Annotated in this window: 26 protein-coding genes and 5 pseudogenes; 13 read left to right on the top strand and 18 right to left on the bottom strand. The window is 70.4% G+C overall.

Translation table 11 applies throughout. The annotated features are described in order from the left end of the window. Positions 1 to 258 precede the first annotated feature (258 nt). The 3 genes from ACN9MM_RS03015 to ACN9MM_RS03005 all read left to right on the top strand — a co-directional run bounded on the left by ACN9MM_RS03015 (position 259) and on the right by ACN9MM_RS03005 (position 4,623). Positions 259 to 1,053: a 3-hydroxybutyrate dehydrogenase gene (locus ACN9MM_RS03015; RefSeq protein ID WP_426362142.1), complete on the top strand. Its 795-nt coding sequence runs from the start codon at positions 259 to 261 to the stop codon at positions 1,051 to 1,053. A gap of 77 nt (positions 1,054 to 1,130) precedes the next feature. Next, a complete protein-coding gene (locus tag ACN9MM_RS03010; protein ID WP_426362141.1) occupies positions 1,131 to 2,495 on the top strand; it encodes an MFS transporter in 1,365 nt (454 codons plus the stop codon). Positions 2,496 to 2,586: 91 nt separating this feature from the next. Then, positions 2,587 to 4,623: a helix-turn-helix domain-containing protein gene (locus ACN9MM_RS03005; protein WP_426362140.1), complete on the top strand. Its 2,037-nt coding sequence runs from the start codon at positions 2,587 to 2,589 to the stop codon at positions 4,621 to 4,623. Between the two features lie 258 nt (positions 4,624 to 4,881). Here ACN9MM_RS03005 and ACN9MM_RS03000 read toward each other — a convergent pair. Continuing rightward, positions 4,882 to 4,969, bottom strand: a pseudogene (locus ACN9MM_RS03000). A gap of 34 nt (positions 4,970 to 5,003) precedes the next feature. After that, positions 5,004 to 5,195 carry a hypothetical protein gene (locus ACN9MM_RS02995; RefSeq protein WP_426368960.1) on the bottom strand — a complete coding sequence of 64 codons (192 nt, stop codon included), beginning with the start codon at positions 5,193 to 5,195 and terminating at the stop codon, positions 5,004 to 5,006. Between the two features lie 1,099 nt (positions 5,196 to 6,294). Here ACN9MM_RS02995 and ACN9MM_RS02990 point away from each other — a divergent pair. From ACN9MM_RS02990 to ACN9MM_RS02980, 3 genes are all read left to right on the top strand, one after another. Then, positions 6,295 to 6,561, top strand: coding sequence for a DUF4235 domain-containing protein (locus tag ACN9MM_RS02990; RefSeq protein ID WP_426362139.1), 267 nt, complete (start codon positions 6,295 to 6,297; stop codon positions 6,559 to 6,561). Between the two features lie 298 nt (positions 6,562 to 6,859). Then, positions 6,860 to 7,213: a PRC-barrel domain-containing protein gene (locus tag ACN9MM_RS02985; RefSeq protein ID WP_426362138.1), complete on the top strand. Its 354-nt coding sequence runs from the start codon at positions 6,860 to 6,862 to the stop codon at positions 7,211 to 7,213. 71 nt (positions 7,214 to 7,284) lie between these two features. Beyond that, a complete protein-coding gene (locus ACN9MM_RS02980; RefSeq protein WP_426368651.1) occupies positions 7,285 to 7,512 on the top strand; it encodes a DUF3253 domain-containing protein in 228 nt (75 codons plus the stop codon). A 169-nt stretch (positions 7,513 to 7,681) separates the two neighbouring features. On the opposite strand, the pseudogene ACN9MM_RS02975 reads toward ACN9MM_RS02980, so the two are convergent. The 6 genes and pseudogenes from ACN9MM_RS02975 to ACN9MM_RS02950 all read right to left on the bottom strand — a co-directional run. Beyond that, positions 7,682 to 7,922: pseudogene (locus tag ACN9MM_RS02975) on the bottom strand (thiamine pyrophosphate-binding protein); the annotation flags it as partial. A gap of 109 nt (positions 7,923 to 8,031) precedes the next feature. Next, positions 8,032 to 8,292 (bottom strand): annotated as a pseudogene (locus ACN9MM_RS02970) (glutamate synthase-related protein); the annotation flags it as partial. Then, positions 8,211 to 8,756, bottom strand: coding sequence for a hypothetical protein (locus tag ACN9MM_RS02965; protein WP_426362137.1), 546 nt, complete (start codon positions 8,754 to 8,756; stop codon positions 8,211 to 8,213). The gene ACN9MM_RS02965 and the pseudogene ACN9MM_RS02970, both read right to left, overlap by 82 nt. A 59-nt stretch (positions 8,757 to 8,815) precedes the next feature. Further along, positions 8,816 to 9,214, bottom strand: coding sequence for a CDGSH iron-sulfur domain-containing protein (locus ACN9MM_RS02960; protein WP_426368650.1), 399 nt, complete (start codon positions 9,212 to 9,214; stop codon positions 8,816 to 8,818). Between the two features lie 134 nt (positions 9,215 to 9,348). Beyond that, positions 9,349 to 10,017 (bottom strand): HemK2/MTQ2 family protein methyltransferase, encoded by a 669-nt coding sequence (locus tag ACN9MM_RS02955; protein WP_426368649.1) that lies wholly within the window; start codon positions 10,015 to 10,017, stop codon positions 9,349 to 9,351. A 46-nt stretch (positions 10,018 to 10,063) separates the two neighbouring features. Further along, on the bottom strand, positions 10,064 to 10,285 hold the full coding sequence (locus ACN9MM_RS02950; RefSeq protein ID WP_426362136.1) for a DUF6479 family protein: 222 nt from the start codon (positions 10,283 to 10,285) through the stop codon (positions 10,064 to 10,066). A 248-nt stretch (positions 10,286 to 10,533) separates the two neighbouring features. Between ACN9MM_RS02950 and ACN9MM_RS02945 the strand changes: the two are divergent. Next, positions 10,534 to 10,894 (top strand): annotated as a pseudogene (locus ACN9MM_RS02945) (catalase); the annotation flags it as partial. A gap of 340 nt (positions 10,895 to 11,234) precedes the next feature. Next, a complete protein-coding gene (locus ACN9MM_RS02940; RefSeq protein WP_426362135.1) occupies positions 11,235 to 12,419 on the top strand; it encodes a zinc-dependent alcohol dehydrogenase in 1,185 nt (394 codons plus the stop codon). Between the two features lie 511 nt (positions 12,420 to 12,930). Here the strand turns inward: ACN9MM_RS02940 and ACN9MM_RS02935 are convergent. The 6 genes from ACN9MM_RS02935 to ACN9MM_RS02910 form a co-directional block, all read right to left on the bottom strand. Then, positions 12,931 to 13,074 (bottom strand): hypothetical protein, encoded by a 144-nt coding sequence (locus ACN9MM_RS02935; protein ID WP_426362134.1) that lies wholly within the window; start codon positions 13,072 to 13,074, stop codon positions 12,931 to 12,933. 35 nt (positions 13,075 to 13,109) lie between these two features. Next, positions 13,110 to 13,241: a hypothetical protein gene (locus ACN9MM_RS02930; RefSeq protein WP_426362133.1), complete on the bottom strand. Its 132-nt coding sequence runs from the start codon at positions 13,239 to 13,241 to the stop codon at positions 13,110 to 13,112. Between the two features lie 130 nt (positions 13,242 to 13,371). Next, a complete protein-coding gene (locus ACN9MM_RS02925; RefSeq protein WP_426368648.1) occupies positions 13,372 to 13,593 on the bottom strand; it encodes an ANTAR domain-containing protein in 222 nt (73 codons plus the stop codon). Positions 13,594 to 14,055: 462 nt separating this feature from the next. After that, positions 14,056 to 15,081, bottom strand: coding sequence for a PHP domain-containing protein (locus ACN9MM_RS02920; protein ID WP_426362132.1), 1,026 nt, complete (start codon positions 15,079 to 15,081; stop codon positions 14,056 to 14,058). Beyond that, on the bottom strand, positions 15,078 to 15,971 hold the full coding sequence (locus ACN9MM_RS02915) for an SDR family oxidoreductase (RefSeq protein WP_426362131.1): 894 nt from the start codon (positions 15,969 to 15,971) through the stop codon (positions 15,078 to 15,080). The genes ACN9MM_RS02920 and ACN9MM_RS02915 overlap by 4 nt, the downstream gene beginning before the upstream one ends. Before the next feature lie 30 nt (positions 15,972 to 16,001). Beyond that, a complete protein-coding gene (locus ACN9MM_RS02910) occupies positions 16,002 to 16,631 on the bottom strand; it encodes a flavodoxin family protein (RefSeq protein WP_426362130.1) in 630 nt (209 codons plus the stop codon). 303 nt (positions 16,632 to 16,934) lie between these two features. Between ACN9MM_RS02910 and ACN9MM_RS02905 the strand changes: the two genes are divergently transcribed. The 3 genes and pseudogenes from ACN9MM_RS02905 to ACN9MM_RS02895 all read left to right on the top strand — a co-directional run bounded on the left by ACN9MM_RS02905 (position 16,935) and on the right by ACN9MM_RS02895 (position 18,324). Next, a complete protein-coding gene (locus ACN9MM_RS02905) occupies positions 16,935 to 17,465 on the top strand; it encodes an SRPBCC family protein (RefSeq protein WP_426362129.1) in 531 nt (176 codons plus the stop codon). Positions 17,466 to 17,597: 132 nt separating this feature from the next. Then, positions 17,598 to 18,067: pseudogene (locus ACN9MM_RS02900) on the top strand (TIGR03557 family F420-dependent LLM class oxidoreductase); the annotation flags it as partial. Positions 18,068 to 18,135: 68 nt separating this feature from the next. After that, entirely contained in the window at positions 18,136 to 18,324 is a 189-nt protein-coding gene (locus ACN9MM_RS02895) for a hypothetical protein (protein WP_426368959.1), read from the top strand. Positions 18,325 to 18,476: 152 nt separating this feature from the next. Here the strand turns inward: ACN9MM_RS02895 and ACN9MM_RS02890 are convergent, their stop codons facing one another. Continuing rightward, positions 18,477 to 19,610, bottom strand: coding sequence for an IS630 family transposase (locus ACN9MM_RS02890; RefSeq protein WP_426362128.1), 1,134 nt, complete (start codon positions 19,608 to 19,610; stop codon positions 18,477 to 18,479). Between the two features lie 201 nt (positions 19,611 to 19,811). Here ACN9MM_RS02890 and ACN9MM_RS02885 point away from each other — a divergent pair, with 201 nt between their 5' ends. Next, entirely contained in the window at positions 19,812 to 20,552 is a 741-nt protein-coding gene (locus ACN9MM_RS02885; RefSeq protein ID WP_426362127.1) for a Type 1 glutamine amidotransferase-like domain-containing protein, read from the top strand. Positions 20,553 to 20,783: 231 nt separating this feature from the next. Here ACN9MM_RS02885 and ACN9MM_RS02880 read toward each other — a convergent pair whose 3' ends face one another. The 3 genes from ACN9MM_RS02880 to ACN9MM_RS02870 form a co-directional block, all read right to left on the bottom strand. Further along, complete coding sequence (locus ACN9MM_RS02880) at positions 20,784 to 21,566, bottom strand: oxidoreductase (protein ID WP_426362126.1); 783 nt, start codon at positions 21,564 to 21,566, stop codon at positions 20,784 to 20,786. 73 nt (positions 21,567 to 21,639) lie between these two features. Further along, positions 21,640 to 22,218 carry a TetR/AcrR family transcriptional regulator gene (locus ACN9MM_RS02875; RefSeq protein WP_426362125.1) on the bottom strand — a complete coding sequence of 193 codons (579 nt, stop codon included), beginning with the start codon at positions 22,216 to 22,218 and terminating at the stop codon, positions 21,640 to 21,642. Between the two features lie 156 nt (positions 22,219 to 22,374). Further along, on the bottom strand, positions 22,375 to 24,309 hold the full coding sequence (locus tag ACN9MM_RS02870; RefSeq protein WP_426362124.1) for a molybdopterin oxidoreductase family protein: 1,935 nt from the start codon (positions 24,307 to 24,309) through the stop codon (positions 22,375 to 22,377). 761 nt (positions 24,310 to 25,070) lie between these two features. Between ACN9MM_RS02870 and ACN9MM_RS02865 the strand changes: the two genes are divergently transcribed. Further along, entirely contained in the window at positions 25,071 to 25,433 is a 363-nt protein-coding gene (locus ACN9MM_RS02865; protein WP_426368647.1) for a plasmid stabilization protein, read from the top strand. The last annotated feature ends 783 nt before the right edge of the window (positions 25,434 to 26,216 follow it).

Below are 26,216 nucleotides of genomic sequence, written 5' to 3'. Positions count from 1 at the left end.
GATGCCGCCGTGGGGGCCGGGGACGGTCGGTGTGGCGTGAATCATCGGGGTGCCCGCACCACCGCTGACATGGGCCGGGCAGACAGCCTTGGCCGGGCCCCTGTGTGACAGCGATCCATGGCAGCCCGCGAGGCCACCCGGGTACCGCTTCTCACCGCCTCCACCCCCTGACATGGCGGATGCCACCACCCCCGGGCTGTGGTTTGTGGTGGCCACTGACATGGGACGGGACCGAGGCTCTCCCTACTGTTTCCGGCCATGACGAACACATTTCCCCGTCCGATTCCGCTGCCGCCGCCCACCGCGGCGCTCGACCTCAGCGGCCGTACGGCCCTGGTGACCGGCGGCGGCAGCGGCATAGGCCGGGCCTGTGTACTCGCCCTGGCACAGGCGGGAGCCGTCGTCCACGTCGTCGACCGGGACGCCGCGGCGGTCAAGGCGGTCGCGGAGACCGCGGGCGGCCGGGCCCACGTGGCCGACCTCGCGGACCCGGCCGCGATCGACGGGCTGCCGGCCGACGCCGACATCCTGGTCAACAACGCCGGCCTCCAGCACGTGGCTCCGCTCACGGAGTTCCCCCCGGAGCGCTTCGAGCTGATCCAGAAGGTCATGGTCACCGCGCCGTTCCTGCTCATGCGCCGCGTCCTGCCGCACATGTACGGGCAGGGGTGGGGCCGGATCGTCAACGTCTCCAGCGTCCACGGCCTGCGGGCCAGCGCCTACAAGTCCGCCTACGTCGCCGCGAAGCACGCCCTGGAGGGGCTGAGCAAGGTCGCCGCGGTCGAAGGCGCCCCGCACGGGGTGACCAGCAACTGCGTCAACCCCGGATACGTCCGTACGCCCCTCGTCGAGGGGCAGGTACGGGACCAGGCCGCCGCCCACGGCATCAGCGAGGGCGATGTGCTCACGAACGTCATGCTGGCCCGCTCGCCCGTCAAACGCCTCCTGGAGTCCGAGGAGGTGGCCGCCGCCGTCCTGTGGCTGTGCGGCCCGCACTCCGGCTACCTCACCGGAGCCTCCCTGCCGCTCGACGGCGGCTGGACCGCCGGCTGAACCACCGCCCCACCACATGCCATCCGCACCCTCCCGTCCTCTCCTCCCCTCCCGTCCCCTGAGAACCCGGTGACCCCATGTCTGACACCACCACGCCGAGAAGCGGCATCGGCCGCATCGTCGCCGCGAGCCTGATCGGCACGACCATCGAGTGGTACGACTTCTTCCTCTACGGCTCGGCAGCCGCCCTCGTCTTCAACACGCTGTTCTTCCCCAGCGCCGACCCGCTGGTCGGCACCCTGATCGCGTTCATCACGTACGCCATCGGCTTCGCCGCCCGGCCCCTCGGCGGCGTCGTCTTCGGCCACTTCGGGGACAAGATCGGCCGCAAGAAGTTGCTCGTGGTCAGCCTCCTCATGATGGGCGGCGCGACCTTCGCGATGGGCCTGCTGCCCACGTACGAGACCCTCGGCGCCGGAGCACCGATCCTGCTGACCGTGCTGCGCCTCGTCCAGGGCTTCGCGCTGGGCGGCGAGTGGGGCGGGGCCGTCCTCATCGTCTCCGAGCACGGCGGCGCGGAGAACCGGGGCTTCTGGGCCTCCTGGCCGCAGGCCGGCGCCCCGGGCGGCAACCTGCTCGCCACCGGCGTGCTGGCACTCCTCGCCGCGTTCCAGTCCGAAGAGGCCTTCCAGTCCTGGGGCTGGCGCGTCCCCTTCCTGCTCTCCGGCGTCCTCGTCGTCATCGGCCTGTGGATCCGCGTCTCGGTGTCCGAGTCGCCCGTCTTCCTCGCCGCCCAGGCCAGGGCCGAGGCCGCCGCCGCCCAGGGCGTCAAGGAGAAGGCGCCGGTCGTCGAGGTGTTCCGGCGCAGCTGGCGCGAGGTGCTCTCGGCCATCGGCACCCGCTTCGGCGAGAACATCTCGTACTACATCCTGACCTCCTTCCTCCTCGTGTACGTCACCGTCCACCTGGAACTGCCCAAGAGCACCGCCCTCAACGCCGTCCTCATCGGCTCCGCCGTCCACTTCGTCACCATCCCGCTGTGGGGCGCGCTGTCCGACCGCATCGGACGCAGGCCCGTCACCCTGATCGGCTCCGTGGGCATGGCGCTGTGGGCGTTCGCCTTCTTCGCCCTCCTCGACTCGAAGTCCTTCCCGGTGATCGCCCTGGCCGTCACCGCCGGCCTGCTGCTGCACGGCGCGATGTACGGACCGCAGGCCGCGTTCATCTCGGAGATGTTCGACACCAAGGTCCGGTACTCCGGTGCCTCCATGGGCTCCCAGCTCGCCTCGATCGTGGCCGGGGCCCTCGCGCCGATCATCGCCGTGGAACTCCTCAAGGACTACGACTCCTCCACCCCCGTCAGCCTCTACCTCTGCGTGGCCGCCGTCGTCACCACGATCACCGTGGCGGTCACCCGGGAGACCAGGGGCCGCGACCTGGCCGACTCACGGGACGAGGAGCCGGCCGGCGCTCCCGCGGTCCCCGCGGGAGACCGGGCGTAGTCGGGAGGGGCCCGGTCCGCCGCCCCGACGGGGGCGGCGGACCGGGCCCTGCACCACCCCCACCCACCCACACGGCCCGCGAGGAGGCCCCATGACCGCCGGCCACCGAGCCGACACCCGGACACCCGCACCGACCGACACCCCGGCACCCGCCGAGGCGACGGCCGAGGGCGTGAAGCGGACGTCCCCACCCGCCGAGGGGGCACAGGGGACGTCCGCCCCCGCCGAACCGGAGGCGGCCGCCCGCCGGCTGCTGGACCTCCTCGCCGCCGACGCGCACGCCGAGGCACTCGCCTCCCAGCCCGCCCGCTCCCGGGCGGCCGGTGTCGCCGCACCGGACATCACGTGGATCGAGGAGGCGACCGCGACGGCCCTCTCCGTACGGCGCGTGCTCGACCAGTACCGCCGCCGCGAGGCCGAACTCGTCGCGCTCTTCGACACCGCCGGCGATCTCGCCGCCCTGCGCGACCTCGACGCGGTGCTGCGTGCCATCGTGCGCCGGGCGAGGACGCTCCTCGGCTCCGATGTCGCCTACCTCACCCTCAACGACCCGCTCGCCCGCGACACGTTCATGCGCGTCACGGACGGCTCCGTGTCCGCGGCCTTCCAGCAGCTCCGGCTGGGCATGGGAGAAGGCCTGGGCGGCCTGGTCGCCCAGACCGCACGGCCCTACGCCAGCACGGACTACCGCACCGACCACCGCTACCGGCACACGGGCACCATCGACGACGGCGTGGCGGAGGAAGGTCTCCGCGGGATCCTCGGAGTCCCGCTGCGGCTGGGGGAGGAGATCATCGGCGTGCTGTTCGCCGCGGACCGCACCCCGCGCGAGTTCACCCCCGACGCCATCGCCCTCCTCGGCTCGCTCGCCGACCACGCCGCCGTCGCGATCGACAGCGCCCGGCTCCTCGACGAGACGCGCACCGCCCTCACCCGGCTCGAAGCCGCCAACGCGACGGCCCGCGCCCACGGCGAGGCCCTCCACCTGGCCTCGGACGCGCACGACCGCCTCACCCGCCTCGTCCTGCGCGGCGCGGGCATCGACGACGTGGCCGCCGAGATCGCCGCGCTGCTCCGAGGGGGCGTGGCCGTCCACGACACCGACGGCAGCGAGCTGGCCCGTTCCGGCACCGGCCCCGTCACGCCCTCCGCCAAGACCCTGGCGGCCTCGCGCACGGACGGCCGCGCGATCCGCGCCGACGGGGTCTGGACCTCCGCCGTGCTCGCCGGCACCGAATCGCTGGGCAGCATCGTCCTGACCGGACGGGCCGACCTCCCCGAGGCCGACCGACGCCTGTTCGAACGGGCCGCACTGGTCACCGCGATGCTGCTCCTCATGCGCCGGTCCGTCGCCGAGACCGAGGACCGGGTCCGCGGCGAACTCCTCGACGACCTGCTCGTCGACCCCACCACCGCGCCCCGCCGGAACAGCGGAGGCCTGACCCTGCGCGCCCGCCGCCTCGGCGTCGACCTGAGCCGCCCCCACGCGGTCGCCGTCCTCGACAGCGAACCGTCGCTGCGCCCCCGCCTCGCCGAGGAGACCGCTCGCAGAGCCCGCCGGCTCGGCGGCCTGGCGGGCACCCGGCACGGCCACGTCGTCCTGGTCGCCCCCTCGGACGAGCCCGGGACCCTCGCCCGCACCCTCGCCGCGGACCTCGGCCGCGCCCTCGGCGCACCCGTCACCGCCGGCGCAGCCGGCCCCGCGCGGGGACCCGAGCAGCTCGCCGCGCTCCACGCCGAGGCCCTGCGCTGCGTGACGGCGCTCCACGCCCTCGACCGCACAGGGGAAGGCGCCGACAGCGCGGAACTCGGCTTCATCGGCGTCCTGCTGGGCGACCGCGCGGACGTCGGCGCGTACGTCGAGCGCATGCTCGGCCCCGTACTCGCCTACGACTCCGAACGCGGCACGGACCTGCTGCGCACCCTGCGCGCCTACTACGACCAGGGGGCCAGCCTCTCCCGCGCCAAGGACGCGCTGCACGTCCACGTCAACACGGTCGTCCAGCGCCTCGACCGGGTCGCGCAACTCCTGGGCCCCGACTGGAACACGCCGGCCCGCGCACTGGAGATCCACCTGGCGCTCCGCGTCCACCGGCTCACCGGAAGAGGAGCGGGTCGGGGGGCGTAGCCTGCCCCCGGCCCCTGTGGATGCCGCTCACATCACACGCCGGCACACGTGAGGGCCCGGGTCATTCGTCATTGCGTCGTGTCCTGCCTTCGGACCACCGCCGATCGAGCTCGGCAGACCAGATTCGAACTGGCACTTCGACGCGCCAGGGCCCGGGCCCGGTCGATCCGGCGATGAGCGGCGCATGCTGAGTCTGGAGCAATAGTCTGAGATTGACCGCGGTCTGCCTCTGCCTGGTTGGGCCATCCCGGCCGGAAATGCCGGGAGGAGGACTCGAACCTCCACTGGAACCGCGGATGTCACGACAAGGCTCAGCTTCAGCTTTGCGCTCCTCGCGCACCCCGGCCGTGTTCTGTGGCCGGGGAGTCCGTGTGTCCCGGCTACCCGAAGAGGTAACCGAAGACGGCGTCGCCGACCCGCTGGTCGGTGACCTCGGCGCTGTTCGCCTCCGCCTTGACGTGGTTGCGCGGCACCTTCTTCGTACGGACCGTGCGCACGACCTCGGTCTTCCACGCGTCCGTCGACGGGCTGATTCGCTCCAGGCTGGACCCAGTTCTGTCGTCCAATGTCACGCCCGTCAGGAGTGAGGCGAGGGCGACGGATGCTTCTTAGGAATCGGCGGCTTTGTCGTATCGGGTGGCGCTGCCGCGGCATTGTGGCGCTTGGAGACCGCGCGGTCGAAGGCAGGCGGCCGGCCTCTGCGGCAGCCGCGCCGGGCGCGGCTCGCGTTCGAGCTGTAGCCCTTGTCGCCCAGGACGTGATCGGGTCGGATGCGGGGGCGCACCAGCAGATTCTTGGTCTCCTGGTGGTACAGCGACTGAACCCGTCCTGACCTGCTGAAACGGCGGTTCATGCGGTCATCTGGCGGGCTGGTCCGGCAATGGTCCGGATCTTGGTACGTGCTCGCCGGGACGGCAGGGATCGGGCAGGAGCGGCAGCCGTGGGAGCGATCGGTAGCGTGGAGGGTGCTCTCTCCGGCGGTCTGTGCCCTCGCCTACGGCCGGTGGCCGTCGCAGAGCTATCCGACGGGATAGAAGCGCGCGGGCGCCCCGCATCGCTGCGCCCCTGCCCCGGCACTTGCCCCGGTAGACGATCGGCAGTGCCCCCGGCGCAGCTCACGGCGCCCGCCCCCGGCGTGGCCGGACGAGCAGAATCCTGTGGCGCGGGAGCGCGAGGGCTCCTGGAGCACGCCGGATGGTGGCCCCGCCGGTTGGCCGTCGCCGGGCACTTCCTCCAGGACGGGCACGGGAGACGGCGCGGCGGCCGACCCGGACCGTGCCCGTGCCAGTGGCGGTGCGTTGTCGCCCGGGCGGCACCACGGGGCCGAGCCCGTAGATCGTGGGGTCGGCCTTGCCGGGCGTGATCGCCTAGCTCCCGGGTAGACGCGAGAGCAGGCAGTGCCGGGACGGGTCGCGCAACGGAAGGGCGAGGGAGAGGGTGATCCACGATGAGGGACGAGACCATGAGGAAGACCGCCGTGGTGGCGGATGAGATCACGGGGAGCGCTGAGAGGGCCGTAAGGGCTGTACGCCAGGCCGCTTCTGCGCCCTTGTCCGTGTCCGAGGAGGGGTCCCAAGTGGGTCGGGTGGGGCATGCCAAGCGAGGGCCGGTACTGGCGGTCGGAGCCGGCTTGGTCGTCCTTCTGCTGGCGCGGCGTCGCCGTGTACGCCGATGAAGGCCTCCGTCGTGGCATACAAGCCGGTCGGGTTCGTGCTCGGGGCCGCTGGCGGCGCGATGGCGAGCGCCGCGTTCCGGAAGGTGTGGAAGGTGGTGGAGGGAACGGGGGAGGCACCCGATGCCACGGATGACGAACGTACCTGGCGCGAGATTCTCCTCGCGGCGGCCCTTCAGGGTGCGATCTTCGCTGTCGTCAAAGCGGTCGTCGACCGGTCGGGCGCCGTCGCTACCAGGCGCCTGACCGGGACCTGGCCCGGCTGACGTTCGTTTTCCCCGGCCGGGAAGGGGCAGCCGCCCAGGAAACCCGATTCGGGGTCGGAGGCAGTCATGGCTGAGCAAGGTGGTGCCGGAGGCGTACCCGCGCACGAGGGGCACGGTTCACGGCGGGCCGGTCGGCCGTACACCCCCCATGCTGACGAGGAGACGGCCGCGGCCGATACGGACGAGGCGAGCCGACTGGGCCGGCCGGTGCTCCTGCCGGGCCCGGCGTCGGGGCGTCGGCGCTGGGTCGGCCCGGCGGGCCGGAGCCGTGCGACTGGGAAGAAGCGTGGTGGGAACGATGAGTGAGGCAGGAATCTGGGGCTATGGGCAGGAAACCGGTTACACGGCCGGGATCGACCTGATCGGCTACGAGGTCGAGGCGACGGACGGCCACATCGGCAAGATCGACAGGCACTCCGAGGATGTGGACGCGGCCCACCTCGTCGTGGACACCGGGGTGTGGATCTTCGGCAAGCACGTGCTGCTGCCCGCGGGCACCGTTCGCCGGATCGATAGCGTCGACGAGAAGGTGTACGTGGACCGGACGAAGGCGCAGATCAAGGACGCGCCCGAGTTCGACGAGGCCAAGTACGCGGGTGAGCCGAGCTATCTGGAGCAGTTTGCCCGCTACTACGGCCAGCCCCACATGTAGCAGCGTCCAGCAGTAAATCGCCGCACGGGGGAGGCCCGATGGGGAAGGGACGGGAAGCACCTTGACGGACCATCCTGCACCTGCTGGAGCGGCGCGGGCGCACCGCGACCATCTGCCCTTCGGACGCCGCGCGGGCGGTGTACGAGGGGGACGGTGACGGCTGGCGGGCACTCATGGAGCCGGTCCGCCGGGCGGCGGGTCGACTGCTCGCGGCAGGCGAGGTGGAGATCACGCAGGCGGGTCGGACGGTTGATCCGGCCAGGGCCCGGGGCCCCGTCAGGATCCGCCGAGCCGGTTGATCCGCCCCGTCGTATGAGAGCGGGCGAGCGGGCTATCCGGAGCCGGGCGGTTTGGCGCCGTTGCCGGCCGTCAGGGCCTGGCGGCGTTCGCTTTCTGGCCTGTCCTCGGCGAGCCGCCGGCGCAGGAAGCCTGTGGTGGTCAGCAGAGCGTGGTCGGTGAGGACGTGGACAGGTGTACGGAGCCGGGCCCCACCGGGCCCGCGCACACCCCGAGCGTTCCGGAGAGTTGGGACTGCGCCCCGGCGGCGAAGGCCGCGACTTCCTCGTGCCGGCAGCCGACCCAGTTCAGGCCATCCGTGGTGCGGATCGCCTCGGTGAGCGGGTTCAACGCGTCTCCGACGACTCCGAAGACGTGCTACGCCCAGTTCCTTGAGCGTGTCGACGATGACGTGGGCGACGGTGCGTGCCACGGGAATGCCCTTCCGCCGGCCGTCGTTTCCGGCACGGGGCCGGGAACGAAGGGTTCAGTTGACCGTGGCCTCCTGGTAGCGCCGTACGCGTTCTGATCTGTCGGGGACGTCATGAAGTCCGGCGTCGTGTCCTCGTCCAGCATGGCCTTGCACACGGCGAGGAACTCGCGGCGCGAACCGACGCACAGCTTGAACCCGATGGGCTTGCCGGCCGCGAGCTCGCGCATCCTGGCCAGGAAACGCACCAGCTCGCGCGGCGTCGAGCACACGCGATGGAAGGGGGAGAGATCACGGTCCGCCCCTCGGGGACACCGCGGACCTTCGCGATCTCCGCGGTGACCTTGGCCCCCGGCAGCACGCCCGTTTGTCCGACCGGACCCGGAGAACCTGCGCCGTGCGGCAGGCCTCACAGGTACGCGTAGTGGCGGACTGGGCGGCCCGTACCGCGACATTGGCCGCGTCCCGCACGAGCGGTGCGGCCGGGTAGCCGCAGCCCGTCAGTGTCCACCCGCACAGCGCCGCCCAGGTCAGGGCTGCCGCGGCCGCCTTGGCGCGCTCGGTCCTGTGGGCCAGGAAGGTACCGAAGAGCAGGGCGTCCCCTGTGTCGACCGCGACCCGGCACAGGACGGCCGTACGCTGCGGCGAGCCTGCGGGGAGCGTGGCCATCGCGGCGCCGATGACCGCGTCCCGGACTCCCAGGGCCCGGATCAGCAGCGCGGAGGAGCCCTGCTCGGGCAGTCCGCAAGGCCGGGCCAGCAGCCGGGGTCTCCATGCCACCGCCACCCCGTACCCGAGGGCGGCCACGCCCATCACCCGTGCCGCTGTGGTGCGCACTCAGACCACTCCGTCCGGCAGGTCAGGAGAGATCTTCGCGGCGTGCATGGTGAGTCGCTCTATCCGCGTTTCGTGGCTGGTCGCCGTTGTGCTGAAGTCGGTGATCGAGTGAGGCCGGGCGTCGGTGAGGTACCACGTGGTGACCGGGCCCACCAAGCCGTCCCTCCTCTCCTCGATCTTGCGGTAGTGAGGGTGGAGAGCCGGCGGCTCCGAAGGGCGTCCGCCACGGCCCGGGACAGCGGCCCGCGCCCCTCGACCAGCGCGGGAGCGGTCGGGGCCACGGGGGCCGGGTGGGTGGTGTGGGCGGGTGCGGTCACGGCTCGTTCCTGTCCTCGGGTGCCGGGGTCGTGCGCGCGGGGGCGGCGGCTGGTGTCGCACCAGGGGTACGTACGGCTGCGGCGGCAGGTGCAGACGGCGACCATGAAGTGGTCCGACCGTGCGGTCGTTCCGTCGTCCAGGACGACCTCTACCGGGCCTTCGACCAGGACCGGACTGCTGCTGCCCGGGCGGCCCGGAGCGCTCTACGGCCACCCTGCGGGCGCGCCGGGACTGGGGAGTCCGTCCGACGGGCTCCTGCGGAGCGCCGTCCTGTTCAGCCGTACCGGGCACGGACGATCACCAGGTCCTCCTGCTCGTCGCCGTCCTCCGCCAGACCCTGCCGCTGAAGCCAGGTTCTGCGCGAGCGGAGTACCGGCCCCCAGGGCACCGAGGCCCGTTCGGTGACCTGCGCGGACATTCCGTTCCGGGACAGCCGCTCAAGGGTCTCCTGTGCCCCGCACATCCCCGAGTGGACCATCAGGAGAACGCCTCCCGGCCGCAGCAGGTCCGGGGCGGCCGCGCAGATCCGGTCGATGACGGCCCGCCCGTTCCTCCCGGCGTCCCAGGCGCGTCGGTCCCCCCGAGTGGGGAGCCGGGCGTCGGGGCAGGGCACGTAGGGCGGGTTGGCCAGGACCAGGTCGAAGCGGTGCCCCCGGGTCCGGGTGGCGAAATCGCCGTGGAGGATGCGCAGCCGCAGGCGATGCCGCCATCCGTTCAGCCGGGCGGCCAGCACGGCGGGCCACGCGATGTCGACCGCTGTGACCGCGGCGCCCCTGGCCGCCGCTCGCAGCGCGAGCGCGCCGGTACCGGTTCCGATCTCGACGACCTCGGAACCCGGGCGCAGGGGTTCGCGGGCCAGGGCACCGGCGAGCAGCAGGGTGTCGGCCTGGGGTCGGTAGACGCCCGGAAGGGCGATCAGACGCGGCCTCGGGCCCGTGTACATCAGGGCAGTACTCGGCACGGGCTGACTCCCGATCTGTCGTGAAGGGTCATGGGCGCTGCCGGGGGTCGGTGCCGGCGTCGTCGGGCGTCTGCCACGACCCGCGTCGGGCCCGTGCTGCGGGGCCCTGATCGGACGGACGGGCACCGAGGTCCTTGCGGGCCGCCGCGCGTCTGGTGCCGTACCAGAACGCGCCGACGAGCAGCACAACGATGACCACGCCGACGAGGATCAGGTAGAGGGACGGGAAAACGGAGGCTGCGAGGGGCACTGAGGCGATCATGGGCTGCGCCTACCCGCGATCCCGTGCTCTGCACATTCGCCCCGGATCCGCCCGTTTCCGTCCCGCGACCGGCTCGCCAGGAGAGTTCATCCCGACGCAGCGGGTAGGCGCCGTATGCATATGCCCTGAGCCCTGCGGGCGGGGAACCACCCGGGGCTCCGTTCCCGGCCGAGGAGGAGAGACGATGACGACCAACCAAGCCGACGGGAAACCGGAACGGGGCGAAGGCTCGGCCGGTGACGAAGGCCCCGGCCGATCCGGCGCAGCCGCTTCGGCCCAAGCCTGACCAGAGGGGCCCTGAAACCGTGAGTCCGTCCGGGCAGGCCACCGGGGTGGAGCAGGAGCGCCTGGCGCAGAGCGGCGCGTACCTGACCACGGCCGACCACTCCCTCCCTGAAGGCCGGAGCGCGCGGACCCGTACTGAACCAGTACCACCACCTGCGCGAGAAGATCACGCACTTCGACCACGAACGGATCCCCGAACGGGTGGTGCATGCCCGGGGTGCCGCCGCCCACGGTGTCTTCCAGGGGTACGGCACCGCCGGTGAGGTCTGGAAGGCCGCGTTCCTGGCCAAGGACGTGGAGGCACCCCTCTTCGACACGCTCCTGTGCGCCGGAGCCCCCGCTCCGGGCGGCGACGCGCACGGCGCCCGCGACGCGAAAGCCGGCGGAGCTGCGGAGGGGCCCGACACGCGGGTACTGCTGCTGCTCACACCGAGGCGTACCGGCACGGCAAGGCCCTCGGCGGCTGGAACGATGCCCCGGAGCTCTTCCGAGCCGCTGGCATCGCCTCGGAAGGGCCCGGCCTCATTATGAGCAGGGAGGGTCGACGGCGGTGGAAGCAACGGTGGCGGCCCTGGCCGGCCACCGCGCGTGGGACCGGTTCCCGTCCACGCTCTGAATCGCCGACGCACGAATACGCGACCGAGGAGGCGTGATGAAAGCAGTGACCTGGCAGGGCCGCCGCAAGATCGAAGTGGTGACCGTCCCGGATCCGCAGATCGTCGATCCCACCGACGCCGTGATCGAAGTGACGACGACGGGCTTGTGCGGATCGGACCTCCATCTCTACGAGGTGCTGGGGCCGTTCCTGGACGCGGGGGACATCCTGGGGCACGAGCCGATGGGCATAGTCGCCGAGGTGGGGCCCGAGGTCCGGCAACTGAAGGCTGGTGACCGGGTCGTCGTACCGTTCAACGTGTCCTGCGGGACCTGCTTCATGTGCGAACGCGGACTGCACTCGCAATGCGAGACGACCCAGGTCCACGAGCACGCCAGCGGCGCGAGCCTGTTCGGATACACCAAGCTCTACGGCCAGGTGCCCGGCGGTCAGGCCGAGTACCTGCGCGTCCCCTTCGCCGACACCCTCCCGATCCCAGTCCCCGAGGGGCCTCCGGACGAACGGTTCGTGTACCTGTCGGACGTCCTGCCGACCGCCTGGCAGGCCGTCCTCTACGCCGACGTCCCGCCCGGCGGCAGCATCGCGGTCCTGGGCCTCGGCCCCATCGGCGACATGTGCACCCGCATCGCCGCCCACCGCGGGGCCGCCAAGGTGATCGGCGTCGATCGGGTGCCCGAACGCCTCGCCCGCGCCGCCGGCCTTGGCGTCCAGGTCTTCGACCTCGATGAGTACGGAGATCAGCTCGTCGACGCGATCCGCAGCGCGACCGGCGGCCGCGGCCCGGACGCCGTCATCGACGCCGTCGGCATGGAGGCCCACGGCAGCATCGGCGTCCGGGCCGCACAGATCGCGACCGGCCTGCTCCCGGACACCCTGGCCTCCGCACTGATGAAGAAGGCCGGCGTCGACAGCCTGAGCGCCTTGAAGCTCGCCATCGAACTCGTACGCCGCGGCGGGACCATCTCCGTGTCCGGCGTCTACGGCGGAGCCGCCGACCCGCTGCCGCTGCTCACGATGTTCGACAAGCAGATCCAACTGCGCATGGGTCAGGCCAACGTCCGCCGATGGGTCGATGACCTGCTTCCCCTGCTGACCGACGAAGATCCTCTCGGCGTCGAAGGATTCGCCACCCACCAACTGCCGCTGGAAGACGCTCCGCAGGCGTACGCGGACTTCCAGCAGAAGCGGGACAACATGGTGAAGGTCCTGTTCCGTCCTTGACGGCTGAACAGGTCACGGCGCGTCTCCGCCTTCCGCCCTGCTGCGCCGGCCGGCGGTGACACGGAGGACGCACACATCGTCCCGGCGTTCACCCGGCGCCGCGAGGGAGGTCGCCAGGCCGCCGAGGTCGACGCGCGTCGCGGGTTCGGCAGCGACCGCGAGGGCGAGGCGCGAGAGGCTCTCGCCGAGGTCCTCGCCCGGCCTTTTCGTTCAGGCCGTCCGTGTAGACGCGGGTGCCGGGCTGGAAGCGGGCCATGATCACGGTGGCTGTGGTTGCTGTGACGTCGTCGCAGGAGTGCAGGAGCAGGTAGTTCAGCCGGGTGAGGATATTCCGGTCAGCGGGGTGCCGGTTCGACGACACCCACGGCAGGCCCACCTGGCTGCTGCGACGCCTGCAGGACTCCGCCGCCGTCGCGCGTGCGGCCGGAGCCGCGCGAGCCCGCAGAGAGGTCCAGTCGCGCTTCCCCCGCCGTAGTGCCGAAGCCGAGGGCGGAGCGGGCCGGCCACGGCCTCAGGGCAGTACCTCGTCCCGCGTCAGGCGCCGCCGCACCAGGGCTTCGGCGACGTCGGCGAGACGCTCGTGGTGGCTGCCCGCGTAGGCCGGCAGACGCTGGCCGCCTCCGGTGGGGGTGGTGTGGCCGGTGGCGGCGAGCATGCCCGCAGCGATGTCGAGGACGGCTTTCGCGGAGACTAGGAATCGACCCAGGGGCCCTCGGAGATCTGGGTCTGGAACATCTCGGTCAGCTCGACCCGTTCGTCCGTGACGACCGCCGACTGCAGACGGCCGCGGGCATCGGCGAGCATGACGCCGGCCGCGTCCATGCTGGTCAGGCGTACGCAGTGTTCGACCAGGCGGCGCGGAAGCGCGAGGGGGGCACGTCGTCGTCGGCGACGGTATCGGTGAGGCTGACGAACGCCTCGGTGATCGCCTGCTCGCGGTTCATGTCTCTCGTCACCGTCTTCTCTGCCGGTCCAGCCGTGCGGGGTGGACCTGGTCATCAAACCTGACTCTTCCGGCAAGGACGTCACGTGCCGCTGCGGTGACGCTCTGTTCCTGGGCGAAGGAGTGGGTCCGCAAACGGGCGAGGGCCTGCGGGGCGTCCAGGTCCAGGAGCGCCATGAGCATGGCGGTGGCCTGGTGGACCTCCTCGTGATCGCTCTCGGCCGCGTCCAGCCGTGCCGCCTCTTCGCCCGGCGGTTCGGGAGCCTGGATGGCCGGCAGCGCGGTGGTGATCGCGTCGGCGGTCGGGAAGGCGAAGGACCGTCCCGCTCGGAAAGCGGGCCGGGGCGGTCACGGTAGAGGTCGAGGGCCCGCCCCGACCGCCAGACCGGCCGCGGCCAGGGGAATCGAAAAGGCGGCACGCCCCCCGAGCGCGAAGGCCGCCTGTGCGAAAACCGGCCAGCGGCGCGCGTCGGTCAAGTACGACACGGTGATCTTCCGGTCGACTGCCCATGTGTCGACTGCGGCGAGGGCGCCTACCGGAGCAGGATACGGAGCACTGTCGAGGTCCAGTACCAGCGAGCCGACGGCGGTACGGATTCCTGTCAGCGCCTGTTCGAGACGCTCCGAGCACGCCGCATCATCCGCGCGGTCCCACGTCCGGCTTCGTCCCGGTGCTCTTGGCCACCTCGGCACTCACCCGTGTCCACCTCGACTCGACGACTGCCTGCCGCTTCTGGCCGCCAGCAGTCGCTCAAGCGGCCAAGTCGTGATCAGCCGATTCGCTTCCAGCCCGATCCGGGCCGCGCGTGCGTAGCCCGTGCTCTGCCAGTGCAACTGTTCGGGGGCGTGGGCGTCAGTGTCGACCGCGAACCGGCAGCCCGCGGCGGCGGCCCGCACGAGCAGGTCGTCCGGGGGGTCGCGCCGTTCCGGCCGGCAGTTGATCTCCACCGCGGTACCGGCTTCCGCACATGCGGCGAAGACCGTCTCGGCGTCGAAGCGAGACTGCGGGCGGCCCCGACCGGTGATGATCCGTCCCGTGCAGTGCCCCAAGACGTCGACGTGCGGGTTGCGGACCGCGGCCACCATGCGGGTCGTCATCGGCTCGGGTTCCGAGCGGAGTCTGGAGTGCACCGACGCCACGACGATGTCGAGCCGGTCGAGCAGGTCGTCGTCCTGGTCGAGGGATCCGTCGTCGAGGATGTCGCACTCGATGCCGGTGAGCAGCCGGAAGCGCGGGCCCAGCCTGGAATTCGCTTCGGCCACGGCTTCCAGCTGGCTCCTCAGCCGTTCGGCGCTCAGGCCGTGGGCGATCGTCAGCCGCGGCGAGTGATCGGTCAGGACGGCCCACTGGTGGCCCAGGGCACGGGCGGCGGAGGCCATGTCCTCGATCGGGCTGCCGCCGTCCGACCAGTCGGAGTGCAGGTGACAGTCCCCGGCGCTCGCAGCCACGAGGTTCCAGCCCGCTTCGGCGTCCGGGCCGACCTCGGCCTGCAGGCGGGCGAGGTAGGTCGGTACCGCCCCGGTCGATGCCTGCGAGATCACTTCGGCGGTGACCGGACCCACCCCGCGCAGTTGTGCGGCCTGCGCGGCGTCCACCGGGCCCGGTGGCATGTCGCGGACCGCGTCGGCTGCCGTGTGGAAGGCCCGTACCCGGTACGGGGATGCCCCGCGCCATTCGAGGAGGAAGGCGATGCGACGCAGGGCTTGGTCCGGGGTCATGGCAGGGGAGTTCCGCCGGTGGCGTTGACGATCTCGCCGGTGATGTAGGAGGTCTGGTCGGAGGCCAGGAAGACATACGCGGGCGCCATCTCCGCTGGCTGCGCGGGCCGGCCCAGCGGTGACTGCTCACCGAACTTCGTCGGGTCGGGCATCGTCGCGGGGATCAGCGGAGTCCAGACCGGCCCTGGCGCCACCGCGTTGACCCGGATCCCGCGCTTGGCGAGCATCTGGGCGAGGCTGTGGGTGAAAGAGATGATCGCGGACTTGGTCATGGCGTAGTCGAGGAGGTGCGGGCTGGGCTGGTAGCCCTGCACCGAAGCGGTGTTGATCACCGAGGCGCCGCGCGGCATGTGGGCCAGAGCGGCCTTGGTGAGCCAGAACATCCCGTACAGGTTGGTCTTCATCACCCGGTCGAACTGCCCGGTGGTGATCGCCTCGATCCCGTCCGGCTGGGCCATCTGGTAGGCGGCGTTGTTGACGAGCAGGTCAATGCCGCCGAGCTCGCCCACCGTCTTGTCGACGAGGGCGGTGCACTCGCCCTCATGCCGGATGTCGCAGGCGACAGCGACCGCGGTACAGCCGGCCTCGCGGATCAGGCGGGCGGTCTCGTCGGCTTCCTCGGCTTCCTCGGGCAGGTGGGTGAACACGACGTCGGCCTCCTCCCGTGCGAAGGCGAGGCAGACGGCACGGCCGATTCCGGAATCCCCTCCAGTGACGAGCGCCCTGCGGTGATGGAGCAGCCCGTGGCCTACGTAGGTGTCCTCGCCGTGGTCGGGGCGCGGGTCCATCGCCTCGGTCGAGCCGGGATGGTCCTGGGCCTGTTCGGGGAACGGCGGCCTGGGGTGCAGACCCACCGGATCGGTGAGGCGGGGCTGGTCGGGGGAGGACATCACAGTCTCCTTCCGGCGGGTTCACGGGAGTCACGGGGAGGGCGGGTAGGGGGCGCTCTTGAGGCGGCGGGCGAGGTGCGCGGTGTTCGCGGCGAGGGTCCGGGTCGTCGCGGCCGTCTTCTCGGGCGTCTTGTCAAGGTCCTGGTAATCCGTGCCCTGCATGGCCTCGCCGACCCAGTACGTCACCGCGTTCGGGGCCAGGGAGAACCCGACGTCGTTGAGGCCCTGGAAGAGTTCGGCACTGACGTGGTGGGCGCCGTCCTCATTGCCGACCACGCAGACCGCGGCGACTTTGCCGTAGGTGAGCATGCGGCCCTCGTCGTCGCTCTCGCCGAGTTCGGCGTCGAGGCGCTCCAGGACGCGCTGGACGATGCTGGAAGGGTGGCCGAGCCAGATGGGCGTGGACAAGATCAGGATGTCGCAACCCATGATCGTGTCGCGGATCTCCGGCCAAGCGTCACCGTTGCCCATGTCGACCTCGACCCCGGGTTTGACGTCGTGGTCGGCGATCCGGATCACCTTCCCCGTGACGCCATGATCAGCCAGGGCGGTCATGGTCTGCTCGGCGAGCAGCTGTGAGCTGGACCGCTTCGGCGACGGCGACAGCGTGCAGACCAGCGCGACGGCGCGCAGGGGCGTGGTTTCGGTGGTGGTGTCCATGTGGTCCGGCTACCCGGATGGCCGGGCCGTACCCGCCCTTCACGGGGTTCCCGCGCTACGCGTCGGTCGAGGTGTGTCTGCCACGGCGATTGGCACGTTGGATGCGATGGAGGATGTGACCAGCGTCCGCCCCTCGTTGAGCTGCTTGCACCGCACGTGCGTACGTCCCGCCATGGACGACACCGCCACGCAAGGGCGAGGCCCGGGTCGCGGGATTGAAGCACGGCAGGCCGGGCAGGCGCCGCATGGTCGGCGGGAAGCCGACGGGTACCGACGTGGCGACAGGGCAGGGAGGAAACCGTCATGAGCATGGTGAAGGAATCCATCGACATCGACGTTCCTGTGAGCAGCGTTTACAACCAGTGGACGCAGTTCGAGGAGTTCCCGCGCTTCATGGAAGGCGTGGAGGAGGTGCGGCAGACGGACGACCGGCATTGTCACTGGAAGACCAAGGTGGCGGGCGCCGAGCGTGAGTTCGACACGGAGATCGTGGACCAGGTGCCGGACGAGCGGATCGCGTGGCGGTCGGTGACCGGGGACGTGGACCAGAAGGGCGTCGTCACGTTCCAGCAACTTGACGACGCGCACACCCGGGTCAGCCTGGCCATGGACTTCGAGCCCCACGGCATGGCGGAGACGACGGGAGACATGCTCGGCGTCCTGGACCGGCGGGTCAAGGGTGACCTGAAGCGCTTCAAGGGCTTCATCGAGGAACGAGGCGCCGAGAGCGGCGGCTGGCGCGGGCGGATCACCCCTGCGAGTGCCGGCGGGACTTCCTCCACCGGGACCGCAATGCCCGGCACGACCCGGCCGGACGACCAGCGGTACGGCTGAGGCCCACCCCCGGCGGCCCCCGGGGCAGCCGACTGCCCCTGGAAAGGCCGCGTTCAAGGCGAGGGGATCGCGAGCGGACGGCTTGCGCCGACCTCTGCCCAGCAGTGACAGGAAGGGCGCGCATTCATGCCGATGCGCGTCGGGTACACGATGATGACGGAGCAGGCCGGACCGCTCGAACTGGTCTCCCACGTGGTGGGGGCGGAACGGACGGGTTTCGACTTCTCCGTCATCTCGGACCACTCGTTCCCCTGGCTGGAGTCGCAGGGGAACGCCCCCTACGCGTGGAGCGTGCTCGGGGCGGCAGCGCAGACCACCTCACGGATCCCGCTCATGACGTACGTGACCTGCCCGATGTTCCTCTACCACCCCGCGGTCGTCGCGCAGAAGGCCGCGACCATGCGGATCCTGTCCCGGGGCCGCTTCCGCCTGGGACTGGGCTCCGGCGAGAACCTCAACGAGCACGTCGTCGGCGCCGGACGGCCTGCCGCGCACGTGCGTCTGGAGATGCTGGAGGAAGCCGTCGGCATCATCCGGCGGATGTTCGGTGGACATATGTGAGTCACCACGGAGCCCACTACGACGTGGAGAACGCTGTGCTCACGAACGCGGTGATCTTCCACAACGCCCTGGACATCGCGGAGCTCGACCGTCAGCTGCTGGAGGAGGGATGGGAGATCGACCCGGAGGACCTGCGCACATCTCGCCGTACCTGCCCGAGCACATCAACCGGTTCGGCGAGTACGGCACGCACGAGCTCGGCATTCAGCCCGACGCGTACGAGCCGAAGCTCGCCGTCGACTTCACCTCGCTGCGTGAGCAGGACCAGACTACCGCTGGGCTCAGCCAGGCCGCTTGACGGCCCGTCCCAGGGACTTCCTCATGTCCGTCGTACTCGCCGCAGGGTCGAAGCGGTGCCCCGAGCCACCTCCTATGGCTTGGGGAACCGCTTGTCTCGTGGCGCGCTGTCAGACGCGGGTAGGTGCGGTGTAGCGCCTGACTAGTGCCGCATCAGGCAACGTTCGCCCTGTCGACCACTTCGCGTAGCCGTTCGTCGGCGGCGTGCTTGTTCCGCCAGATGATGTAGCGGCGGATCATGCTGCCCTGCTCCTTGTGGCTGGCATGGTCGGTCCCGTCCAGTGCGAAGTAGCGCAGGGCGGTGAACTGGGCCTCGATGCGGTTGAGCCAGGAGCTGTTGGTCGGGGTGTAGGCGAGCTCGACGTTGTTGGCAGTCGCCCAGTCGCCGACCCGGGTGTCCTTCTTCGTGGTCAGGTGCGGGGAGAAGTTGTCGAGCACGATGGCGATCCGGATCTTCGGCGGGTAGAGGCTGCGCAGATAGCGGCAGAACTCCAGGAACCTGGTGCGGTTCTTCTTCGGCTTGATGTGACCGTAGAGCTTGTCCTTCGCCAGGTCGTAGGCGGCGAACAGGTGCCGGACCCCGTGTGGGCGGGTGTAGGTCGCCCGCCTGCGGCGCCTCGGCTCGCGGCCGGGGTCCTTGTGCCGGCCGCCGCGTTCGGCCCACTGCCGACCGGGGTGGGGCTGGAGGTTGAGCGGGCCGAACTCATCAAGGCATAAGACGACTTCGGGTTCGCCATCCTCTGGTATGACCTCACCGTCGGCGATCGCGTAGAGGTGCTCGACGCGAGCCTTCTTGGCCGCGTAGTCGGGGTCGCGTGAGGTCTTCCAGGTCTTTATGCATTGAAAGGAGACGCCCTCCTCGCGGAGCAGGACCCGAAGGCCCTCGTGGCTGATGTCATCGACCACCCCCTCGGCGACCAGGAAGTCGGCCAGCTTGGCCAGGCTCCAGGTCGAGAACGGCAGACCGTGTTCGGCCGGCTTGGACTTGGCGATCTTCTTGATCTCGCGCCGCTCCGGCAGTGTGAACGTTCTGGGCCGTCCGTCCTTGTACTTCGGGTAGAGCGCCTCGCAGCCGTCGGCGTTGAAGTTGTGGATCACATCGCGGACCCGATCCGCGCTGGTGAACGTCACCTCGGCGATCTTCGCCACGAGCATGCCCTGTGCGGACAGCAGCACCATCTGGGCCCGCCGCCAGGTCACCACCGACCCGGTGCCTCTGCGGATGATCCGCAGCAACCGCCTGCCCTCGTCGTCATCAATCTCCCGGACCCGCACGCGTTCAGCCACGTGATCATTCTGGCCGTCCCTTCCGGACTGAGGAGTGGATCACGGGCTTGCTGTCGTTCTCGGTCCGCGGTTGCCCTGTCTTTCCTGAGTGGAGAGGACTTCAGGTCGGCGGAGGGCCTATTCGATTGCGGACGGACCCGATGGCTTGGCACCGTTCGGGACATCGTCCGCGTCTGGATCGTGAACTGAGGAGGCACCCTCGTGGCTGTCATTCCGAAACGTCGTCTGGCTCTCCTTGGAGGCGGCTTCTCCACCGACGAAGACGGTCTGCTGGATGACTGGGTACTTGAACAGGTGCGTGCGCCTCGGCCCAAGGTGTGCTTCGTTCCGACAGCCAGTGGTGACGCCCCCGCCTACGTCGGGCAATTCCTCACGGCATACCAGGCACGCTCCTGCGAGCCCAGTGTCTTGCAGCTGTTTCGGCGAAACCTTGATGACAACGACCTGCGATCGTTCCTGCTCTCTCAGGACGTCGTCTACGTGGGTGGGGGAAACACCGCGAACCTGCTGGCGGTCTGGCGTGCGCACGGCGTGGACCGACTACTGCGCGAGGCCTTCGACCGGGGGACCTTGCTGTGCGGCATCAGCGCCGGCGCCAACTGTTGGGCCGAGGGCTCACATACCGACTCCTTCGGGCCGCTGACTCACCTCTCGGATGGGCTGGGTGTGCTCTCCGGCTCGGTCTGCCCCCACTACGACAGTGAGCCGGGGCGTCGATCGTCCTATCAGACGGCCGTGGCGAACCACGCTCTTCCGGCCGGCTGGGCAGTAGAGGACGGCGTCGGTGCACTCTTCACCGACGGGCAGTTGACGGACACGGTGACTCGCACGCCTCAGGCCCAGCTGTATCGGGTAGAGCCAGACGGGGACAATGGAGTCAAGGAACGAGCTCTGTCATGCCGTCTGCTCGTCGCAGTACATCAGTCCACTCCGCCCGCGTGAACTGGTGATACCAAGCACTTGATGCGGTCCTCATCGGCGCGTCGTCCCTTAGTCCGGTTGACACCTCGATACCGCCCGGCGCAGCAGCCGGGCGGCACATCACCGCCGGGCGAACGTTTCCTGATGCGGCACTAGTGCGGAAGCTGGACCTGCGCCGACACCGCCAGTCGCCGCGGCCGCTCCACGAGTCATCTGTCGACGAGGTCGTGCAAGCAGCCATCGGGATCCGTCTCACACCGTCTTGATGCCGCCCCCCTCAACGACGTAGTCGGCGCCGGTTATGCTCGCCGCACGGTCTGAGGCGAGGAACGCGACGACAGTCGCGACCTCGTCGGGTTCGACCATGCGGCCGGTGGTCATGCCCATCGCCGCGGGCACCCCGGACACGAAGTCGCGATGCCCGACGCCGTTCGTCTCGGCGAGGCGGGCACCGAAGCCGTTGTCGTCCTCCCACATGCCGGTACGTGTCGGGCCGGGGGAGACGGTGTTTACGCGTACGCCCTGAGGGCCGAACTCTTCGGACAGCGCTTTGCCGAATGCGTTGAGACCCGCCTTCGCGGCACCGTACTCGATCGGGCCCGTGCCCGGCAGGCGCGCGCTCATCGACGAGATGTTCACCACGGAACCACGGCGTTCCAGGATGCTCGGCAGCAGTCGGCGGGTGACCCGGACCGTGCCGAACAGGTTGACTTCGAAGCTCTGCGCCCATAGGGCGTCATCGGTCGTAAGGAACCCGTTCAGGGTGAACGCGTCTCCACCGCCCAGGTTGTTGACCAAGATGTCCACGCCGCCGAGTTCTGCGAGTGCCCGCGCGCCCAGTTCCTCGGCGCCTTCCGGCGTACTCAGGTCGGCCGCGACCGGGTAGGCGCCGGTCTCCTTCAGTTCGGCCGTAATCGTTCGGGCCGCGCCGACCACTCGGACCCCCTCGGCGACGAGCTGCCGCGTAATCGCGAGGCCGACGCCTCGGCTGGCCCCGGTGACGACCGCTGTCTTCCTGACGAGATTGAGTTCCATGTCAGACTCCTTCAGGTTTTTGAACTACAGGTACAAAACAAGTGCATAAAAAGCCAACGACCGATAGCGCCGACTACAACGACCCCATCACCGCGTCCACGACCCGCTCCAACTGCGTCGCATCCTCGGCGGTCTTCGCCAGTACCCGCATGCCGATCACCGTCGCGAGCAACCAGGCGGCCACCGCCGCCGCGTCGCGTCCGTCGCCGATCTCGCCGGCCCGCTGACCTTCCTCGACAGTCGCCCGAAATGCGCCCTCTGTACGCGCGAACATCTTGCGTACGGTGTCGGCCGTCCCGGCGTCCGAGGGGGCCAGCTCGGCTGCGGTGTTGACCGCCATGCAGCCGCGCCGATCCTGGTCGCCCAGGTCGAGCTCGACCAAGGCCTCCAGTGCACCGCGCAGCCGGTCCTTCGCCGAACCGGGATGATCGAGGAGTTCCGTCAGCCAAGCGGCCTGCGAGTCGCGATAGCGTGCGAGCGCCCGTTCGAACAACGCGCGCTTGCTGCCAAAGGTGTTGTACAGACTGCCCTTGCCGATGCCGATCTCGTCCACGAGGTCCTGAGGCGTCGTTGCCGCGTACCCCTTGCGCCAGAACACACCCATCGCGCGCTCTACCGCCACGTCCGGATCGAACTGCTTCGGCCTGCCCATGGCACCACCATAGCTCCGTTTTTTACCTTGAGGTCAAATAACCGTCGCTTCTTGAGGCCACCACCCGCGCCCAGTCCGACGGATACGTCCCCCGGCGCGGTGTCGCAAGGGTGGAGCGGATCTACCGGATCTCGCTGACGACATGGGGATGGAAGCTCACGGGCGAGCCAGCGCCGACCGGGCCCGCCCGCCGGGGGCGCGAAGCCACCCGGTTTCCCCGTCGCCGCGATCGACGACCCGGCGCTGCCGGAGGTACTGGCCGAACTGGCGGCTGCGCGGGCGGACGAGATGGGCGCCGACACCGTCAACCGGGAGCTGTCCATCCCGTGCAAGGCGATCGGCTGGTGGCAGCGCCAGGGCTGGATCGAAGGCGATCCGACGATCGGCATCGAGCGGCGGCCGGCACCGCCTGACCGAACCAAGGCCCTGGCAGAGAACCAGATCGCCGCCCTGTGGCGTCTGGACGTCGGGCTCCGGGAGAAGACGCAGTGTCTTGAACTGTTGCTGCTTGGAGGCAGGATCCCAGTGGGTGGCGATCACCTCGTTCGCGGCGCGCCCAGGTGTCCCCGGCTTACCGCCCGGCGTGTCCCAGTAGCCGTAATGGAAGGGGACGAACAGGACGCCCGGGCGTACGGAGCCGACCCGCAGGCGGCCGCGCAGGGCCCCGCACCGGGTAGTGACCTCGACGAGGTCGCCCTCTGCCAGTCCGAGTCGGGCAGCGTCGGCGTCCGCGATCTCCACCCACACGTCCGGGGCGGCGTCCACAAGCTGGGGCACCCGGCCCGCCTTGGTTCGGGTGTGGAAGTGGTAGCGGGTGCGCCCGGTGGTCAGCTGGAAGGGGTGGTCCTCGTCAGGCCACTCCTGTGGCGGAACGTAGGGGGAGGGCCGGATGAGCGCCTTCCCGTCCGGGTTCATCGAACGGTACGCCTCCTCGCCCAGCGGTTCGCCCGTCACCAGGTCCTTCCCGTACGTCTCGCACTGGTCCGGGCGTGCCCATTCCACACCATCGGCGGAGAGGCGGTCCGTGCCGTCGGGGGCGTGCTCGGTGCACGGCCACTGGATGCCGCTGGGGCCGCGGAGTTTCTCGTAGTTCAGGCCGGTGTAGTCGCAGGGCCGTCCGGCGCTGCACCGCTTCCACGCCTCGAAGGCCTCCTCCGGGCCGCTCCAGTGGACCAGGCGGCCGCCGTCCTTGTCCTCGAAACCCATGCGGGCCGCATACTCGAGAAAGATGTCCAGGTCCGGGCGGGCGTCGCCAGGTGGGTCCACGTCCTTCTCGGACAGGTGGACGGTGCGGTCTGCGTTGGTGAAGGTGTCCGTCTTCTCTCCCCAGGTCGCCGCCGGCACACCGCAGATGCCCGAGGCCCACCGCGCCGTGCACGGTTCTACCTGCCGGCGCAGCGTCTTGAATCCGACCGTGTGACGAGCGATGAATCCCGGGTGGGTCCAGCCGCGCCGGATGACTTCGTGCAGCAGGGCATTGAGCAGCGCCACGTTGGTGCCGAGCCGGGGCGCGAGGTGTACGGTCGCCCGGCGCGCAACCGGCGTCAGCCGCGGGTCCACGCACAGCAGACGGGGCGGCTCGTCTCCGTCCAGCCGGTCCAGGATCCGCATCCACTGGACGACCTGCGTCTCGGCGATGTTGTGCCCGAACAGGGCGATCGCATTCGCGTGGTCGATGTCCTCGTACGAGCCGGGCTGGCCGTCGCTGCCGAAGGACTCCTTGAGGGCCTCGGCCGCCGTCGCCGTGCACAGACGGGTGTTGCCGTCCAGGTGCGGGGTGCCGATCCCGGCACGGGCGAGCGTGTAGTACTCCTCCAGGAAGAGCTGGCCCGAGGTGTAGGACGCCACCGCCTCTGGACGGCGGGACGCGATCAGCTCCCGCGACCGGGCGACGATGCGGCCCATCGTCGTCGGCCAGTCGCTGGCGACGAGGCGTCCGCCCTCGCGGACCAGTGGCCGGGGCAGCCGGTCCGCCGAGGCGTTCGCCTGCCACGCGTACAGGTCCTTCGGCTCCAGCCGGCCCCGGTTGACGCGGTCGCCGGCCCTGCCCCGGACCCCGACGATCCGGCCGTCCCGGACGACGACGTCCATCGCGTCACCGTAGGAATGCAGCAGCGACGCCGCCCGCACCCACGCGTCGACCTCCCGCTCGGCCACCCCCTCGGCCAGGCAAGGTGTCCGTGCGTACGGGCCACTGCCCGCCCTGACCGTAGGGGGTGCGGCGTCCCCACGGATCGGCGATCCGATCGCCGGAGACATGCTGCGTCACCGCAGAACGCCTCGATGTACGGCGCCTACCCAGAGCGCACCACCTGACACGGCTGGCATTGGTTCGGCGTCCCCCGCACCGAGCTGGGCAGGTGCCGAAGGCAGGTGAGCCCCCACGGAGCCAGTCGCCGCTCGGGAGGAGGCGGAACCCCACCCCGGCGCGCGCCACGTCATGGCGACGTCTCTGCGGCCCCTGGGCACGCCCGTACCGCTGGGCTTCCTGGCGTCGGCGGGAGAGGGCCCCGTCCCGCAGCACGTCGAGCGGTCGCAGCATCTGGTGACTGGGAGCGTCCGTCGTGATCAGGATTTCCAGTTCACCCGCATGCTGGATGTCGATCTCACCGGTCGCGTCGAGGACGGTAGGGGTGTGGGGGTCGCCGTCGGCCCGGCGATTCGTTCGCGTTCCGAATCCGGTAGCCATGTGAGGCCTCCGCGCCCCCTGCACGGCACCGCCGCCGATCGGGAGCGGTGGGCGATCCCCGCTTCGGCGTCGGGACTGAACGCATGGCACTGCCCGCGCAACGGCCGGAGACACCCGGAAACCGGCCCGGAAACCTCGGCCACGGGCTGGTGCGCCCTCCGGCATCAGCGCGAGATGCGGGCGCCCCTGGAGGCGCACACGATGGCTTTGTAGCCCCAAGCGCGAGCGCCAGTACGAGCACATCAAGGAATCCGGAGAGAAGCGCGGGATGTCTGAGTCCCGAGCCAAGGAAATGGCCTCCCGCACCGTCAACAAGGAACGCGCGCGATCGGGGGAGAGCAAGACGTCAAGCCGCAGCTCCACCCAGGGAAAGTCCGCATCCCAGCGGGGCGGCGAGAAGTCCGGCGGTGGCGGCGGCTCATCCGAGCGCACCAAGGACGACCTCTACCAGGAGGCGAAGAAGCGCGGCATCGAGGGCCGCTCGACCATGACCAAGCAGCAGTTGAAGAACGCCCTGGGCCACTGACTTCGGGCAGCCACACACTCCCGCCCAGGCCAGGGCGGAGGCTGGCACCCCAGCCCGGACTCGCCCGGACCGTAGATGGCTGTGGTTCGGGCGCCGCTGTTCGGTCCGGGCTCCTCCGCGCGGCGGTCTCAGCCCACCTGAGTGACGAGCTTTCGGTACTCCGGCCGTGGAGCGGTCAGATGGACGCGGACGTCGGCAAGGCAGTCCGTCAGAAAGGCGTAGGCCCCCGCGTAGCTCTCCCTCTGGGCGCCGCCGGCAGCAGCGGGCTTCCAGAGGATCAGCAGCTGTTCGTGTCTACCGTGCGCCTTCCCGGGAGGCGAAGGACAGTTCGTGGATGACCAGCCGCGGCTCCTCGGCGGGCAGTGCCTGGAGAAGCTCCTCGTGGGTCAAGTTGGCCTCCACCTCCACCTCCAAGACGTCCGCGAGATCCGCACGGCGCAACACCACCGTGTTGATCTCCCGCGTCCCTTCATGTGCCGGCGGGCCTCGACGGCCCCTTCGGAGAGGGACACGCCACTGCTCACAGGGATCTCGCCTCATTTCGTGGCCACTACCAAGGCTTCGACGGGGCAGTCCCTACCGGGGTTGCGGTGGACGTGCTCACCTGAGGTGTCCGGTGGGGAGGGGAGCTCCGCCCCGGTCTCCAGGTGGGTGACGGTGACGCCTGCGGCCGCGTGTGCCGGGCGTGGGTGCATGGGCCGCTCCCAGCCCCCGCCCGTCAGGAGTCGTCCCACGTGCTCGAACGCAACAGCTCAAGGGCCGCACGCAGGTCACGTTCGTCCT

This window comes from Streptomyces sp. E-08, assembly GCF_049913095.1.
Classification (GTDB): domain Bacteria; phylum Actinomycetota; class Actinomycetes; order Streptomycetales; family Streptomycetaceae; genus Streptomyces.
This window is presented reverse-complemented; position numbering and strand designations above follow the sequence as displayed.